The 19136-nt window shown below is 44.1% G+C and carries 6 protein-coding genes; 3 read left to right on the plus strand and 3 right to left on the minus strand.

Annotated elements, in window-relative coordinates; all coding sequences use genetic code 11:
- The first annotated feature begins 44 nt into the window (after positions 1-44).
- The gene (gene pflB, locus KZ793_RS00585) at positions 45-2327 is read left to right on the plus strand and encodes a formate C-acetyltransferase (RefSeq protein ID WP_225812587.1); all 2283 of its coding nucleotides are present in this window, start codon (positions 45-47) and stop codon (positions 2325-2327) included.
- Between the two features lie 73 nt (positions 2328-2400).
- Positions 2401-3141: a pyruvate formate lyase 1-activating protein gene (gene pflA, locus KZ793_RS00590; protein WP_225812589.1), complete on the plus strand. Its 741-nt coding sequence runs from the start codon at positions 2401-2403 to the stop codon at positions 3139-3141.
- 346 nt (positions 3142-3487) lie between these two features.
- Here the strand turns inward: pflA and KZ793_RS00595 are convergent, their stop codons facing one another.
- A complete protein-coding gene (locus tag KZ793_RS00595) occupies positions 3488-4741 on the minus strand; it encodes a dicarboxylate/amino acid:cation symporter (RefSeq protein WP_225812591.1) in 1254 nt (417 codons plus the stop codon).
- 462 nt (positions 4742-5203) lie between these two features.
- On the opposite strand from KZ793_RS00595, the gene ybfF reads away from it, so the two are divergent.
- On the plus strand, positions 5204-5995 hold the full coding sequence (gene ybfF, locus KZ793_RS00600; protein ID WP_225812593.1) for an esterase: 792 nt from the start codon (positions 5204-5206) through the stop codon (positions 5993-5995).
- Positions 5996-6061: 66 nt separating this feature from the next.
- Here the strand turns inward: ybfF and rtxA are convergent, their stop codons facing one another.
- Both rtxA and KZ793_RS00610 read right to left on the minus strand, forming a co-directional pair.
- Positions 6062-16204: an MARTX multifunctional-autoprocessing repeats-in-toxin holotoxin RtxA gene (gene rtxA / locus KZ793_RS00605; protein ID WP_225812601.1), complete on the minus strand. Its 10143-nt coding sequence runs from the start codon at positions 16202-16204 to the stop codon at positions 6062-6064.
- A gap of 669 nt (positions 16205-16873) precedes the next feature.
- Positions 16874-19136: non-ribosomal peptide synthetase (locus KZ793_RS00610; RefSeq protein WP_225812603.1), on the minus strand; the 2263-nt coding region annotated here is incomplete at its 5' end.

Below are 19136 nucleotides of genomic sequence, written 5' to 3' on the forward strand. Positions count from 1 at the left end.
GCCTGATTTCTTAAAAGTTCGATTATTACAAAGGCAGAAGTATCATGACTGAATTAAATAAAAAGTTCTCTGTAGCATGGCAAGATTTTAATCCTGGGGATTGGCAAAATGAAGTCAACGTTCGTGATTTCATCCAAAAAAACTATACGCCATATGAGGGTGATGAATCTTTCCTGTCAGGTTCGACAAAAGCGACCGATATCTTATGGGAAAAAGTCATGGAAGGTATCAAAATCGAAAACCGCACTCATGCACCGGTTGATTTTGATACTGATGTTGCTGCTACGATTACCTCCCACGACGCAGGTTATATCGAAAAAGATCTGGAAACCATTGTTGGCCTGCAAACGGAAGCCCCATTAAAACGTGCCCTAATCCCATTCGGCGGCATTAAAATGGTAGAAGGATCATGTAAAGTTTATGGCCGTGAACTCGACCCTAAATTGAAACAGATTTTCACTGAATACCGCAAAACGCATAATCAAGGAGTTTTCGATGTTTACACACCAGATATTCTGAAATGCCGAAAATCTGGTGTTCTGACAGGTCTGCCTGATGCCTATGGCCGTGGTCGCATTATTGGTGACTACCGTCGCGTTGCGGTATACGGCATTGACTTCTTACGTGATGATAAATTAGCCCAGTTCAGTTCATTGCAGGAAAAACTGGAAAACGGTGAAGATCTGGCAATGACGATTCAATTGCGTGAAGAGATCGCTGAACAGCACCACGCTCTGGGCCAGATTAAAGAGATGGCGGCTAAATACGGCTATGATATTTCTGGCCCCGCTATTGACGCTAAGGAAGCGATACAGTGGACTTATTTCGCTTATCTGGCGGCGGTTAAGTCTCAAAATGGCGCTGCTATGTCCTTCGGTCGCGTTTCCAGTTTCCTGGATATCTACATCGAACGTGACCTGAAAGCAGGTAAGCTGACCGAAGTTGAAGCTCAGGAATTGATTGACCATCTGGTGATGAAACTGCGTATGGTTCGTTTCCTGCGGACACCGGAATATGACGAATTGTTCTCCGGTGACCCAATCTGGGCAACAGAATCGCTGGCAGGTATGGGGTTAGACGCACGCACGCTGGTGACTAAAAACAGTTTCCGTTTCCTGAACACCCTATACACAATGGGCCCATCACCAGAACCTAACATGACCATCCTGTGGTCTGAAAAACTGCCGACAAATTTCAAAAAATTCGCGGCAAAAGTTTCCATCGATACCTCATCTTTACAGTATGAAAACGATGATCTGATGCGTCCTGACTTCAACAACGATGATTACGCTATTGCTTGTTGCGTCAGCCCGATGATTGTGGGTAAACAGATGCAATTCTTCGGTGCCCGCGCAAATCTGGCTAAAACGATGCTGTACGCCATTAACGGCGGGGTGGATGAAAAGCTGAAAATGCAGGTTGGCCCGAAAGAAGAGCCAATAAAAGATGAAGTGCTGGATTACGACAAGGTTATGGCCCGCATGGATCACTTTATGGATTGGCTGGCAAAACAGTATGTTACCGCACTAAACATCATTCACTATATGCATGATAAGTATAGCTATGAAGCTGCACTGATGGCACTGCACGACCGTGATGTTTACCGTACTATGGCCTGTGGCATTGCCGGTCTGTCTGTCGCTGCTGACTCGTTGTCTGCCATCAAATATGCCAGAGTGACACCGATCCGTGATGAAGATGGTTTAGCGGTTGATTTCAAGATTGAAGGTGAATATCCACAATTCGGTAACAACGACTCACGTGTTGATGATATCGCCTGTGATCTGGTTGAACGTTTCATGAAAAAAATCCAGAAACTGAATACTTATCGCAACGCGGTACCGACGCAATCCGTTCTGACCATCACTTCTAACGTAGTATATGGTAAAAAAACCGGTAACACCCCTGACGGACGTCGTGCTGGTGCACCATTTGGGCCCGGAGCCAATCCAATGCATGGTCGCGATCAAAAAGGTGCCGTCGCCTCTTTGACCTCCGTGGCTAAATTGCCCTTCGCTTATGCAAAAGATGGCATCTCTTATACCTTCTCTATTGTACCGAATGCGTTAGGCAAAGATGATGTAACACGTAAAACTAACCTGGCCGGTTTGCTGGATGGTTATTTCCACCATGAAGCAAACATTGAAGGCGGTCAGCACCTAAACGTTAATGTGATGAATCGTGACATGTTGCTGGAAGCAATGGAAGATCCTGAGAAATACCCCCAACTCACTATCCGGGTATCGGGTTATGCCGTGCGTTTCAACTCACTGACTAAAGAGCAACAACAGGATGTGATTACCCGTACTTTCACCCAATCTATGTAATAATCTGTTAGCAAAGGCCCTGAATCTTGGGGCCTCTATCTTGTTTACCTGCCAGTTTTGGAGCAAACCTGTTATGTCGGTACTTGGTCGTATCCACTCTTTCGAATCCTGTGGCACCGTTGATGGCCCCGGTATCCGGTTTATTGTTTTCTTTCAGGGTTGCCTGATGCGCTGTCTCTATTGCCATAACCGCGACACATGGGATACCCACGGCGGTAAAGACGTGACTGTTGAAGAATTGATACAAGAAGCGACCACCTATCGTCATTTTATGAACGCATCAGGTGGAGGGGTTACCGCATCAGGTGGCGAAGCCGTTCTTCAAGCTGAATTTGTACGTGACTGGTTCCGAGCCTGTCATGCCGAAGGTATTCATACTTGTCTTGATACCAATGGATTTGTCCGTCGCTATGGCCCGGTTATTGATGAATTGATGGATGCCACAGATCTCGTTATGCTCGATTTGAAGCAACTTAACGATGAAATCCATCAGAAATTAGTGGGTGTCTCCAATCACCGCACTTTGGAATTTGCCTGCTATCTGGCTAAACGTAACCAGAAAACTTGGATTCGTTACGTTGTGGTTCCAGGCTGGTCGGATGACGATGAATCCGTTCATAGGCTAGGTGAATTTACCAAGGATATGAAAAATATTGAAAAAATCGAGCTTCTGCCTTATCACGAACTGGGTAAACATAAATGGACGACTATGGGGGAAGAATATCAATTGAAAGGTGTGAAACCGCCCGCAAAAGAGACAATGGAGAGAGTGAAAAGTATTCTGGCAAGCTACGGCCATAAGGTTAACTATTAATTAAATGATTTAACTTCCATCTCTAAAATGACGTTTGGAAACAAGAGGAAAAAGCCATCGTGACTGCTCCCTACCGTCAACGGCGAGGCTTCCCACTTCAATAGACCGCCGCTTGTGCATGACAAGTCTTGCGCTGGCCTCCATGGGCAGAGACGACGAGACCCGCCGCCTGTAATTCAAATATGCCCTGCTATTTGATATTCTGCGCGGCGTTAATATCCCTGTCATGCTTCGCCGGGCAAACGTAAAAGTCCCCTTTATAGCCATCACCTCGAATCATAACCACCCGCACAGCGGGTGGTTATGATTAATTAGTCATCGAATAGATAAAAACCTAAAGATGTGCTTATTTGGCATTTAGTGCTTCGTTTAATTTGCCTTCATCAAGCTGACGACAACGTTTCGCGACCACAATCGTTGCAACACCATTACCAATTAGATTCGTTAAAGCTCTGGCTTCTGACATGAAACGATCTATTCCCAGGATTAATGCCAGCCCTGCTAGTGGTAAATGCCCAACAGCAGAAATTGTCGCAGCTAATACAATAAACCCACTACCTGTTACACCAGCGGCACCTTTAGAGGATAAAAGCAATACAACTAATAGCGTTATCTGATGCACAATATCCATATGAGTATTCGTCGCCTGAGCAATAAATACCGCAGCCATTGTCAGGTAAATGGAGGTACCATCCAGATTAAATGAATATCCTGTCGGTATCACCAAACCAACAACAGATTTCTGACATCCCGCTTTCTCCATTTTATCTAACATACGCGGCAATGCAGATTCAGAAGATGATGTTCCCAATACTATTAATAATTCTTCTTTAATGTAATTAATAAAACGGAATATACTAAACCCTGTGGCTTTTGCGATTGTTCCTAAAACAAAAATGACAAAAAGAATACAGGTGATATAAAAGCAAACTATTAATTGTCCTAATTGTACTAATGTACCAATACCATATTTACCGATGGTAAATGCCATCGCACCAAAAGCCCCCAAAGGAGCTAATCGCATTATCATATTGATAATGCCAAAAATAACATGGGAAAAACCATCAATAATATTAAAGATTGGTTTCCCTTTCTCGCCTAAACGATGAAGTGCAAAACCAAATAACACAGCAAATAATAAAACCTGCAAAATATTACCACTGGCAAACGCCCCGATGACACTGGCCGGAATAACATCAAGTAAAAATGCTATTATCCCTTGTTCAGTAGCCTTCTCCGCATATAGGGATACCGCTTTAACATCTAACGTAGAGGGATCAATATTCATTCCTGCACCAGGCTGCATAACATTGACAACAATTAGCCCAATAATCAAAGCAATTGTGCTAACTATTTCAAAATACACCAGTGCAATAGCGCCTGTTTTACCAACAGCTTTCATACTTTCCATACCTGCAATGCCGGTTACAACAGTACAGAAAATAACAGGAGCAATAACCATTTTGATTAATTTAACAAATCCATCACCCAATGGCTTCATTTCCGCACCAAGCTGTGGGTAGAAATGCCCCAAAAGTATACCGATAGTTATTGCGAGCAAAACTTGAAAATAAAGACTCTTTAGTAAATTTTTCTTCACTTCTTAATTCCCTAATCCATAGTGTAAAATTAAATTCTATTTATTCTTATTAGAACAGTGTAGTTGTTGTTAAATGTACCCTATATCTTTATATACATAAAATATAAAGTAAATTTTCATCATTTTTTCACAAAAAATTAAAGTTAACACACAATTTTTTAAGATATAGATCACATAAATACACAATAAATAACCTCGCCAAGATAACTGAACTAATAATCATCTCATAAGTTATTTAAAATTTTCCATTTAAAAATATTATTTACTCGAAGAACGTTTGTTTTTCAATCCATTAAGTACTACCATGAAAAAATTAACAAATTTTTGATACATGAACATTTTGAGAACGATGTAATTATAAGAGATTATTAACTATAATTGTACAGTCTGGTTGCTTTTTTATAATTTAAACAACAATATACATGGCATGATATCAATACCTGAAAGAAAACAATTCTCATCATGAAATTAGACAACTCGTTAAATTACCATATGCAGATACCGGAAAATCCACTCTCTTCTACCCCTGTGGTATTAATCCACGGGTTATTCGGTGATCTCAATAATCTTGGGGTTTTGGCCCGTGATTTGCAGCAATACTATCCCGTCATTCAAGTCGATGTACGCAATCACGGTTTATCTCCACGAGCAAATAACATGGATTACCACAATATGGCACAAGATGTTATTTCTCTGCTGGATCATCTGCAAATTCAGTCCGCCATTATCATTGGTCATTCCATGGGTGGTAAGATCGCTATGGCAATGACCGCACTAGCACCAGAGCGGATAGAAAAAATTGTTCTTATTGATATAGCCCCCGTTGCCTATCAGGTTCGCCGTCATGATCAAATTTTTACCGCACTGAACAAAGTGACAGAAGCTGGAGTTCAATCCCGTCAAGACGCCGCTAAGATTATGCGAGAAAATATTCAGGAAGAAGGTGTCATTCAGTTTTTACTGAAATCATTCCATCAGGGGGAATGGAAATTCAATTTACCGGTATTAATTAACCAGTATGAAAAGATCATCGGCTGGCAAGAAATCCCTACATGGCCTCGCCCTGCCCTGTTTATTCGTGGTGGCCTTTCCTCTTATATCCAGGAAGAGTACCGGAATGATATCGCCAGACAATTTCCACAAGCCAAAGCTTGGGTTATCGCCGGTTGCGATCATTGGGTTCACGCAGAAAAACCAGACGCAGTTTTAAAGGCAATTCATCGTTTTCTTAATACCGATACAGAATTAATGTAGGAAACCGGTTAATTAGCGATAAAAGTGGCTCATTTATCTTGAGCCACTTGATTATCATGAACTTAATTAGGCAAATTTCCCCTTGCTAATCGTGGCATCTGCCCACGCCGTTGCGATAGCCACTTTCGCTTGGCTCTCCAGCCCCTCAATAAAGCCATTATCACCGACTGTCGGAGCAAAACTACTCATTGCCTGGATCAAAGAATCCACCACATTATCTGACAATGCAGTAAATTCGCGCTCCCCTAATGCGTTTTTATCACCTATTTGAGTCACCAATTTGGCACGATTGCCATTAAAATAATCATTAAAGGTAACCGAACCTACTGATTCAAATATCCCCTGAGCAGTGTTGTCCCAAGTTTGACGCTGCACTAACAGCATCAGATCATACCCGCTGCGCTGCAACCATAGGTTTCGCCAGTCAACACCATTAAGCAATATCATGTCTTCTGCGCTGATATCATTGACCGACGTATCAATCACCTCTCCGCTAACGATAAAACTGTCTACACCAGAACCACCCTGGAAGCGGTTCTGGTACCCACCTAGCACCAGTAGATCCTGACCTTCACCGCCATCAAACTCACTGAACTTCGAAATCGCCGCGGCTATCAAGTGATCATCACCTTCTCCACCGTTGATTACCGCATGGTAGCCCATCAGTTTTATCGCATCATTGCCGGAATAGCCGTCGATCCGGTTGTTATTGCCAAATACTCTGGCAAAGTCATTGCCTTCACCTAACTCAATTTGGTTATTATTGCCGATGGTGACAACATAATCCTGACCTTCCCCGCTATCCACCCGGTTATAGTTGCCGGAGGTGACAACGTAATCTTGGCCACTACCGGCATCAATAAAACCGCCTTCACCAAAGACAAACATCTGGTCGTTACCTTCACCCATAAAGGCATGGTTAATCCGTCCGGCCACCACTGCGGTATCATCCCCGTTACCGCCAAACATCCAGTTTTCACGTCCCATCAGGACACCCAGATCATTTCCTTCACCGCCGGTAAAGAGGTTGGAAGTGCCAATTGAATAATAAACATCATCATCGCGACCACCCCAGAAGTTGTTGTTATCGCCCAGATAAGCACCGAGATCTTTACCGTCACCACCCCAGTTGAAGTTATAGTTCCCCAACGATATATGGATATCGCCATCATCATGCAAATGGCCGCTGTTACGCAGGAAATCAAAGGTCTTTTCCTCCATATTAAGCAAATCAGTCGTCAAGTTTTCTTTCAAATGCGTGACTAAAGACTTCATTTCCGTTTGCTTATCTTTACTGAACATCGTCGCAAACAGATTAGGCAGATTCAGTGAGTTAAAGCCAAATGCAGATTTAGCTTTATCATCAGCCTGATCGCGCTGTCCCTTGATGTTCACCGAAGATTCTGGTTCACGATTTGCATCAGGGGCTTTCTCTTGCAGGCCATGACTTTCCGTAAATGATCTGATGCCATCCGCACCCATATCAATGCCCGCTTTCAAACCATCAAGCAACTTTTCCGGGTTAGTAAAAGCTTTCAGCTGATCACCACTAAATTCCCCAATAAGCTCTACCATCTCTTGCAGAATCGCTTCGCTATCAACCGGTTCTCCTGTACGGGAAACAATTTGACCCTCTGCGGTGTAATTCACGCCAAAAATATCCGCTAAGGTAGTATCTGCGTTTACATTTGCTAATCGGCCAAGCAGCTTATTCTTAAGCTGACGCGGCAAGTCTTGCGGATGATAGGTAAAAGTGGTCTTCGCCATACCCGTTACCGAATATTGCTGAGTCATCAGACCAAACAACGAACCCAGGTTAGTATCCATAATCGACTGAATATGGTCACCAAACATAAAATTCCAGTTACCGGCTGTTACCTGAATATCTGCCCCCTGACCACCGACGGCAAAGTTAAAAGCCAGCTTCTCATTAACCTGACGGAATTTATTTGCACGGCTTATTGAGCTTATATCAGTAACGTTGCTGGTTAGCCATTGGTGATATTTTTTATTCAACGTCGCTTCAATATCTCGCTTCAAACCACGGCCACTACGTTCATGCTGTGAATCCAGACCAACCAACGTCTTGTAGTTCACACTGCTGGTTTGATCCAAACTGGACATATCCTGTACAAACTTCTCCGCACCAGCGATTGTCCACTGCTGATCTTGCGCGATTAACCAATCTTGTTCTGTGCCAGAGTAGGCAATATTTTGTAGTACGTCGGTAACCTGCATCACGCCATCAAATGGATTAATTAGTGGCGGTGTTGGAATGGATTTATCCATCATCACAATCAAATCATTACTGCTGCCCTGATTAAAGCTGACATTACGATTACCAATAAACATCTGTGCCCCTTCAAGCGCCTGGTAACCACTGATATCGAAGCTGTGTTTGCTATCACCATCACCGAGATGAACCATCACATTATTGTCACCAAAAGCCAGAGATTTAAAACCACCAGCACCTACTTTAATACCGATGTTCGATGTTCCCCAGTTAACAGCCGTAAATTCCCCCTCGCCCACATTGACCTGAATATTGCCGGAGTAGCTAAGCTGATTATTCGATTTATCGTTGGAGTCAATCTGAATAATATTTTCACGCTTCTTTGGTCCAGTAAAAGGACGTCGATAATCGGCAACTGCCCCTCTCGTTACCGCATCAGCCCCAGTGTATCCCACCCTGGAAAGGGTGATATCACTTTCAGTAATACCGCGAACAACCCTTTCTGTACGGGGCGTCAATTCACCCTGTTTATTCCATTCAAATACAATTTTGTTATCAGACAAGCTATTAACCCATTGGTTATTGGCATCACGGGTAAATTTACGGCCTGTTGCATCAATCGCGACTTCGCTACGGCGGGCGGAAACATTACTGCGTATACCTTGCTTATCTAACTCTGTGATAAAGCGACGGGCAAAGCCGTCCCGCTTGTCATCACTTATCAAAGAACACCCCACGATGCTGATATGGTCAAGTTTACCCGCTTGTTCAAAATCATGACTGAACTGTTTTAGTTTCACCGCCAGTTCATCGGCAGAGTAACCACTCAGACGACCGTTATTTTGCTCTGACATATCACGGCCATGACCGACAATTTGCCAACGTAACTTGCCGGATAATCTGGCAGAGTCACCATAAACGACACGATATTTACCGTCAGCATCGAGTTGTACCACCACACTGGAATCTGGGTGTTTACCAGCCAGATTAGCGGCGGCTTTAGCAACAACCGGATCATCCTCCATCTGAATAATGATCTGATGACTAAAACGGGTTACACGATCATCAGTTTGTGGTGCGACAGCCACCTGCTCCCACGTCCCTGCATTTTTGTTTTTAATGATGTCACTTGATGACAGTTTTTCCAGTGAAGGGCTCGCCGCATCACCTTCAACTGGCACTTTAAGTATGAGTCTGTTCGCTGCCGGATAAGAGAGGACTTTATCGATATTCAACTGCACAAAGTTGGCAGCTTGTTTAAAGTTGTTGCTCTCAACGTCAACCAGAACCTTCTTCGTTTGTTTACCTTGCTTAGCTGTCACTTCCAAGGTGATATCACCTTCTCGGTAATCAACTACACGTCCAGTGACGTTTGAACCTAAGTTAAATACCTTGCCTTGCTCTTTCAATGCACGCAATACGTAGTTTTGTTCACCATCGCGTGACGTTTTCCAAACGCCGTCATATCTCGCAATGGTTCCCTCTTCAAACTTATTAAAGTGAATATAAAAACTTTGGTCAGGTTCTTTACTTGTCTGGAATTTATAACTCGTTATAAACCCTTTATGAAACGTATCCATAAAACGGCGGAAATCGTTATAGTTAGCAAACGATTTGCCACCATAGTTAGGATCATAAAATGACCAAACTGTTTGATTGATTTTTTTATGTACCACAACGGACATGGCATGCTCTTCAGACATGAATGTCATGTAAGTCGACCTTCTTACATTACGCAGCTTATCCATGACGGATTCATAGCCTTCAGCAGAGTAATCCAAGGCATTACTAATATTCGGCCCGGTTAACCCATTGACTTTCAGCTTGCCACCATAGGCAGCATTCGCTTTTCTATAAGCTTCTGGGGTAGAGCCATCCATCAATTGGCTGTATTGCATCGATAATAAATCTTCAATAACTCGCCCAATATTTTGACGGCGATATTGGGTTAGCAAAACGGATTCAATGGCGTTGATATCGGTTTTCTTATTGACTGATTTGTCGTTGTAGGCTTTTACAGTGTCTTTTAACCACAGCATATAAGCTTTACCTCCCCCTGAGCCATGTACTCGTTCTTCCATTAAGTAACGGGCAGATAAAGCAAAACACAATCCTTTCATGAGCCTTTTAGACTCTGCGGTATCTCCTTTCGTCAGGAGCACATTGCCAATTTCCGGGATGATTTTGCTGATTTTTTCCAACACATTACCATCCTGGCTAAAATGGAATGAATAAGCCTCCAGCTCTTTCCCATCCGCGATAAGATCGAAGATTTTATTATCAATTTTTTGTAGCACATCCCCTTTTATTGCCCCACGATGTTGAGAAGATGTTGCCAACAGATTTTTATCCAACGGGGATTGCTGATTAACCTGCAACCGGTCAATCATGTTTTTTGCATCTTTCAGTACGGTCAGATCTTCTTCTATCAATCCTGCACTGAATCGCCCATCTGCCTGTACGACAAACTCAGAGTTAACATAGCTGCTGGTTTCAGGCATAGCCGTTGACTGATAATCCTTTCCAGACAAACCACTACCAAGTACGCCCATACGCTGTCGCTGTGGCTTGGCATTGTCACTCTGCTTCACGCTCTTCGCATCAGTCTGAGCCTGAACCGCTTTGTCCTCAGCCACGACAATATCCTGTTTGCCTCGATTCTCTGCCTCCTGACAGGCAACCTTAGCATCATTTTTAGCTTTTTCTGCTCGCTGCTGTTGTAACAGTGCTTCTTCCTTTCTTAATTCTGCTTTTTCATGGGCGTTTACTAAATCTCGTTGCACACCAATACGATGCTGCTCACTTTTCGCTATACCTGCCTCCGATTGCGCAATTGCTGTTTTTACTTTTTGTTGGTTACCGGTAACATTTCGCTGAGCATTAAATAACTCTTCCTGTGTAGTAGATTTGGTGTGCTCCCATTTACTCTGAACATTGTTCAGTAATCCGGCAGCAAATTGATTACGCCATTGGTCACCTGATTTACCGTGATAACTATCAAAGTTATTCAGTGCATCCAGACCTTGAGTCATCGAGAGCAGTTCATCTGTTACTACTTGGGATTCTTCTTTTACCGCATCACGCTGAGCTTGCCCATTGGTGTTTAGCGCTGCCTGATCCGTTAATTCCAATTGAGACCGAACACCTGCAATTGCTGCCAGTTGTTTCTCTTTTTCTTGTTCTAAGATGCGGCGATCTTCTTCAGCTTTATCTTTATCGCTTAACGCATTTTGCGCCGCTTTATCCTGTTTCGCGTGTTCGATAACAGCCTTAGCGGGTAGTGAACTCTCAGATTTCGCAACAATATTATCGAGAATATAACCTACGCCATCATTTAAACCTGTCCCTTTAAATTCAATTCGGTTACTACCGGTTTTTGCTGTCAACTCCAGCATTTTGTTTTGCCATCCAGTAGCATCTCCAGAAGTTGAGAATACCTGCTCACCGTTCCAGAAAACATCCATACCATTGTTGGTAAGATAAGCATTACGACGATTGGCAAAATCAAAACTCAGTGAAATAACTTCTCCCTCGAACAAGTTTGGTAGATCCTGATAAATCGTGGTGTTTCTATCTGTATCAAGCTCACTGACCCGCTCTCCATGCCCCTCGTTATCAAGACCGTAAGCACTCGCTGAATGATATGCTTCAATACCATTAGTTGTCCGCCAGCCGTAATTACCTTGTTCAAAATTACCATTGATGATCAGATTAGCTTCCTGTTCCGAATCATAATTTTCATTAATATTCAATGAATTATGGATATTTTCGAGCTCAGGCGTTTCGACCGCTGTGACAGAACCACTCAGACGACTGCTTAAATCTGAACTTACCGGCGCAATTTCATCTATCTTGAAACCGTTAATAGCAGAAACTTCGGTTAAGTTAATCGCCCCTCGGCCTTTATGGGTTCCAGACGTATTCGCCTCATTGCCCTGAACCAGAGAGTTGATCGCCTGACTGCCCCCCACACCTAACGCTGTTTGTTTGATATGTTCAAAGAAGGAAGAGAGTTTGTGACTTTGCGTATTGCTTTCTGCAACAGAGAAGTTATAGAAATCACCGTTACCCACCTTAATCGCCACGTTATTGCGTGCATAGGAAGCATTGATACCCAAACCATCACCCACATGGATATTCGCATTGCCTTTACCCTTCATGATCGCAATATTAAGACCATTCCCGATTTTGGTATTGACGTTATATTCACCCCACGCTGCGTTGACGGAAACACCATCACCCACTTTAGTATTCACATTCAGGTTGCCATGCGTCGCCGTCACATTTAAGCCATTACCTACAGTAGTGGTGATATTCGCTTTGCTTTTTGCCACGGTAACTTGCATGCCATCACCCACTTTGGTGGCAATATTTCCTTCACTCCACAAGGCATTAAAACTGTCACCGTTACCCACCTGAGTCACAATGTTAGCCTCACCTTTAGCAAGCACCACATTGCGCCCATCACCGACCTTGGTAATGACGTTGGCTTTGCCCCAAGCACCAGTGTAATCATCACCGTGGCCAACATGGGTGATAATATTGGCGTCACCCTGAACGACCGTCACTTCTTGTCCATCACCCACTTTGGTCATGATGTTCACTTTACCTTTCGCGAAGTTATAACGGTCACCATGCCCCTTTTGCGTCAGGATATTAGCCTCACCCCAAACCGCATTAATACCCGTGCCATTCCCCACTTTGGTAATGATATTGGCTTTACCTTTAGCAAATCCCACTGTTGTGCCATGACCAACATGGGTCATCACATTCCCCACGTTCGACACAAGCAAGCCGACGGTCGTCCCCTCTCCCACTTTGGTCAGAATATTGCCTTCTCCAAGCAGTACGCCAGCGGTTATTGAGTTGCCTACATGCGTCATAACGTTAGCTTTCGCCCCTGCAACAACCCCCATAAAATCATTACCGGTTTTGGTGACAATATTCGCTTCTCCTAATGCCAAAACACCGGTTAAGCCATTGCCGACATGGGTCATAATATTGGCCTGACCACACATTGCCGCCAACGTTGTACCATCACCAATTTTAGTCATCACGTTCAGTTCGCCGGCAAACAAACCAATACTGGAGCCATTACCCACATGCGAATAGATATTCGCTTTACCCACCATCAAGGCGGTTGTCAGATCATTACCGATCTTGGTCAACACATTGGCACCACCCATCATGGCAGCAAAGGTATTGCCATTCCCCACATGGGTAAAGATATTGGCCCCACCCATCATTGCGGCCAACGTCATACCGTTACCCACTTTAGTCGCGACATTACCTTTTGCCAGCATCAGGGCCACACTCGTCCCCTCACCAATATGGGTAAACACGTTACCTGCGGCTATCATCAGTGCCAACGCATCACCATCACCGACTTTAGTAAAGATGTTTACTGCGCCTCCGATCAGAGCCCATACATCTCCTTTGCCAACATGAGTAAAGAGGTTGCCTGCACCAATCATGGCTGCAATCGCAACTCCATCCCCGACTCTGGTAAAGATATTGCCTGCGGCCCCCATCACACCCAAAGTCTGGCCGCCACCGACATGGGTAAGTACATTACCTATCCCAAACATAGTGCCAATGGTATCGCCGTCCCCTATTTTGGTTAGGATATTAGCACCACCAAACATCACACCTGTCGTATTCCCGTTACCGATGTGGGTCAGAACATTTGCACCACCGCCCATCACTGCCAACACATTGCCCTGCCCTTTCTTAGTAAGAACATTAGCACCACCCAACGCAATTGCCCTGGTATTCGACATTTCAGCATCATCACTGATATGCGTGATAATGTTAGCCCCGCCGAGCATACCGGAAACCAAATCACCTGCACCGAGCTTAGTCAGTATATTGGCACCGCCCACCAGCCCTGAGGAGACATTGCCATTACCTTTCTGGGTCATGACATTAAAACCGCCCGCACCTAACCAACTCGCTCTACCATTGCCTATCTGCGTGTGCGTGTTGTAACCACCTAGCATCACCACCCGGCTATTACCATTGCCTTTATGGATCGAGATATTACCCATTGCCAGAAGATGAGCCAGGTATCGTCCATCCCCAACCCGCACAAGCACATTTGCCGCCCCACCGGCGTTAACATCCATATCTCCACGCTGACTCTGGTGAACAAGGATGTTAGCCGCGCCAGCGCCATCAAAATTAACATGGCCTTGCGTGACGCTGGAGGTAATAACGTTTCCGCCGCCAATGCCACTAAATTGAATATCGCCGAAGCTGTCACCATTACGAGTCGATGTATTCACAAGTTCTTGCTGACTATATTCTTCGGTATGTGCTAATCGATCAGAAGCACGACGTATCGTTGTATTAAGGCAATATTGCAGTTGACTTAGTGTGCAGCCACCCGCGCTTATAGTGTGATAACCGTTCACCAGCGAAATATCTTCACTAGCCAAATTACCGGTATGATCACCCGCTTTATACCACGCGCTGGCAAAATATTTGAGTTCCTGCGTGATAAGATCATTTTCCAATTTAACCACTACCACTTTAGTGTATGACTCCAGATAATTAGCATACACATAAGTATTTGGTTGACGGTTCGATCTCACCGCAGCAACATCAACCTTCTGGTTATTGGAAAAGATTGAATGCCCTCCCATTTTTGCCTCAACGAGTGTGATATCTTCTGCTTTGACCGTTGCCCCACTGGCACAAATAACCCACTCGTTTTCAAACAAACCCTCTTCAACAGCATGAATAATGATCGGCTGATGATGTTCTATAATTAAATTAAAAAGACGATAAGCCTCATTGCGGTTGATATTGATAAATCCATTACCTGAAGAAATATCCGTTGAAGCAAGATTTTCAAGATGATCGCCTTCCTTATACCAAGAGGTGGCATAATAATTGAGCTTGCCGGTTTCAGGATCATTTCGTAGTCGAATTTTGCTAATTTTCGTATACATTTCGTCAGCAAACGCAAAGAGATAAGTATCAGGTTCAGTAGTTGATTTAATACCTGTCACTTGCTGGATTTCTTGAATCCAACTTCCGCCCATTGTTGCTGTAGTTAATACGATATCTTGAGCCTTAGCATATTCCAACACCTCATCACGAAAACCGTCATTCATACCCACTCTGGATATTTCGTTGTAAGCACCCGCACCGGAGAAATAAATATTACCGTGTGCAACATCAGAATAAATTTTGTTATAACCACCTATACCTTCAAAGGAAATATCACCACGAGTCTGCGCATAGATATCTTCTTTTTGGCGAATACGCTTAATTCGGTTCAATGCCCCTGCACCATGCAAGATAATATTACCTTCTTTACCTCTACGTATAATGTGATTATCAGCTCCTACCCCATCGAAAACAATATCACCGCGCTCCATCCGCGAGCTAATACTGTTTGCGGCACCTGCACCATTAAATGTGACATCTCCACGGCTTTCGTGGTAACGGTTATACCAAGTACGGTCGATTTTATTACCCGCGCCAGCACCATTAAAGTATAAATTGCCTTGATTGGTTTCGTGCCATAATTTGTTGTAACCGCCCGAACCTTCGAAAGTCATATTACCCGTCAACCCTTCACGGTTCATTTCGTTATAAATAGCCGCGCCGGTAAAGTCCAAATCTCCATGATCACCGGTATGCTCCATCACAACGCCACCCGCAGCGCCTGAAAATGAAATATCACCATCACCACTTTTATCAATATCGGTGTAACCCACACCACCTTTTACGGTCAGATTACCTGTGGAATCCACAACCGATAAATATGCTGCACCACCGAATACCGTGTCATTGCCTGTACCAGTATAGACTTTGGCAGCAACCGACCCTAGCGTAATATGGTCATTCCCTCCACGGGCATAAATGTATCCCCCAAATCCAATGGCATCAATATCATTATTATTGTCATCAGCGAAATAATTTCCGGTAAAGAAGTATTCCGCACTCCTGCTTGATGATTTCCCCATAAACAATCCCTTAGTTTAATAGAAGTTAAAACCGTACTCGATGGATATAATGGTTAGGTTGAACATCTCATTTTTTTAACAATACAAATCCTCTGCCTTCCCGCAGTAAAAAGAGATAACAGAGCAAATTATTAGTGACGTTATATAACCGTAACCAAAGAGCATGACTTTTCGGCAGAAACAGATATTCCTGCTCAACGATTGGGCTTTATTTGAAATATTTAATACAAGAATGAGTAGGTTATCCCACCATTATTTCATTCACCTACAATTTCGTTCCCGGCACATAAAATAAAGGGAGACTGCTCCCCGGCTAACATGCAAATTAGAGAGAATTTGTACAAAATTTTTAGACACATTTTTACCTAAAAGACAATTTATTTATAAAGAATACACAATAAAACCTTAAACGCAGAAAATCTGTTTCTTTTTCATAAGATATAACGTTTCGCTAATTATGATCAATTATTTATTTTATTTTTATAAAAATATCATAAATATATTTTTATAAGTAACATTAACTCCAAACAAATAATATTTATTGAAAATAATAACAATATTAAATAATTAACCTACATTCTATTTAATATCAGACTTACACCTGTCCTGACGTTAAAAAAATGCCCAGTTTCTGACTGGGCATTAATGCAGAAAGCACAGGTTAAACCCTTATTTACCACTCACCGTTAATGCCATATTTAAGGCTCGGATTAACATGGTCTTATCCTGATTATCCTCCAACAAGCTAAAATGATTACCTGAAATTGGCACTAACCGCAGTAAAGAATCAGGCACTATTTGTGCCCAACCTAACGACGGTTCCACATTTAAAGGCGAGAGTTCAGCATTCATCACAACAGGAAGCGGTGGAGAAGGTTCCATTGCATAGAACTGATATAACGTTATCGCCAATACTTGCGGCTGATAATTTCTGACGATTTGCGCATAATTTTCTATCTGCTGCCACCGTTTAGCAATCAAATCAGACGACAGATTTGCCGGGTATAACGCCAACTCCTGCGCTGCGGCAATCAATTGCACCAAACTTAGCTCATCAATTCGTTGGTACAGTGCTGCCAACTCTTCAATATGCGCTTCTTCTGCCTGCCTCGCCAACTCAGTAAAAAATTGAAATTTCAGCGACATGCTCTGCTGCCCGGAATAGTGAGGGGCAGGCGTATCAATCAGCCCCAAGAAATTGACGATTTCACCGGCATTTAATAGTTGCTGAACAATGGCATAAGCCAATATGCCACCAGAAGAGTAACCACATATCTGGTACGGACCTTCTGGCTGAACAGCTTTTATCAAGGTGATCATCCTTGCGGCCTGTTGTTCCATTGTCGACATTGGTTCCGCATTGATGGACGGCCAAGGCAATGCATAAATCGGGTAATCCGCCTGAATATATTGAGCTAACCCGAAAATATAGGAATAATCCCCCATCCCACTAGGCACAAAGAATAGCGGCAGCCCCGTTCCATCAGGTCGCACCGATATCGCACCGTTTGGTTGAGACAACGGATCTGATGTTATTTTTGCTGCCAGCTCCGCCAGCACCGGGAATTGAAACAGATCATTCAATGTACAAACCAAACCATGATTAGCAACACGGTTTATCATCCGCATGGCAAGCAATGAGTGACCACCTAGCGCGAAGAAACTATCGTTTCGGCCAATCTGCTCAACCCCCAGTACTTCGCGCCAGATAGCCGCCAGAATAATCTCAACTTCCCCTCGTGGTACTGCATAACGCTGGCGAGCAAAAGCTTCTTCATCCGGTGCCGGTAGCGCCCGACGATCCAGTTTGCCACGAGGTGTCAGTGGGAAGTTATCCAAACGCACAAAGGCTGTCGGCATCATATAGTCAGGCAATAAGGCTCTCAAATGACGATGTAATCGGCTAGCCAGCCCGTTATCCGCTGGCGCCACCACATAAGCCACCAGACGTTTATCCTGACCGTTACCCAATGCCAATACAATCGCCTCACGCACTCCAGGGTATTCCGTTAATCGCGCTTCGATTTCACCCGGTTCAATACGGAAACCGCGGATTTTGATCTGCTGATCATTACGGCCTACAAATACCAGATTGCCATCTGGCAAGTAGCGGGCTAAATCCCCGGTTCGGTACATGCGAGCATCCGTCTCATCACTAAATGGATCTGCCAAGAAGCGCTCAACCGTCAAATCCGGGCGGTTGAGATAGCCTCGCGCCACACCAATCCCCCCGATGTACAACTCTCCCACTGCCCCAAATGGCACTGGCTGGCCGTCAGCATCCAACAGATATACCAAAGTGTTAGCTGTTGGGCGGCCCATAGGAACTAACTCATCCCTATAATTTGGTGGACAACGCCAGCAAGTAGCGCAAACGGTGATTTCCGTCGGACCATAAGCATTAAACAACGTTGCCCGACTACGTAATGCCTGCAACAATGCCGCACTGGGCGCTTCGCCGCCCAGTATCAAGGTGGGCTTTATCGTTATCGCCGGTAAATCAGCCCCATCCCGTAGCAGAGCGGGGGTCAAACAGGCGTATGTTACCTGCCGTTCTTCCAGATAACGCCACAGGCGCAGCGGGTCTTGACGAACCGTATCAACCGGAATGTCCAGCGTCGCTCCCCCACACAGCGCCATCATGATTTCCCAGACACTGGCATCAAAACCAAATGAAGCGAATTGCAACAGCCGACTATCCGAGCGAATGTCAAATTGGGTGATTTTCTCCCAAATTAAATTGACCAAGCCACAATGTTCGACCATCACCCCTTTTGGTGTACCGGTGGAACCCGAAGTGTAAATCACATACGCCAGATGTCGGGCGGTGAGCGCCGGAACGTGCGGATTGTTGTCCGGCTGATCAGGCAGAACATTCGGATCAAGTACCGTTAACGCCGTAAGAGCAGGTTCACCCAGCGCAGTACGGCCC

The sequence above is a fragment of the Photorhabdus antumapuensis genome (genome assembly GCF_020387775.1).
In the GTDB taxonomy this organism is placed as follows: domain Bacteria; phylum Pseudomonadota; class Gammaproteobacteria; order Enterobacterales; family Enterobacteriaceae; genus Photorhabdus; species Photorhabdus antumapuensis.

Coding starts and splice junctions, on each gene's coding strand:
- ybfF (WP_225812593.1), top strand. CDS start 5,204: ATGAAATTAGACAACTCGTTAAATTACCATATGCAGATACCGGAAAAT.
- rtxA (WP_225812601.1), bottom strand. CDS start 16,204: ATGGGGAAATCATCAAGCAGGAGTGCGGAATACTTCTTTACCGGAAAT.
- pflB (WP_225812587.1), top strand. CDS start 45: ATGACTGAATTAAATAAAAAGTTCTCTGTAGCATGGCAAGATTTTAAT.
- pflA (WP_225812589.1), top strand. CDS start 2,401: ATGTCGGTACTTGGTCGTATCCACTCTTTCGAATCCTGTGGCACCGTT.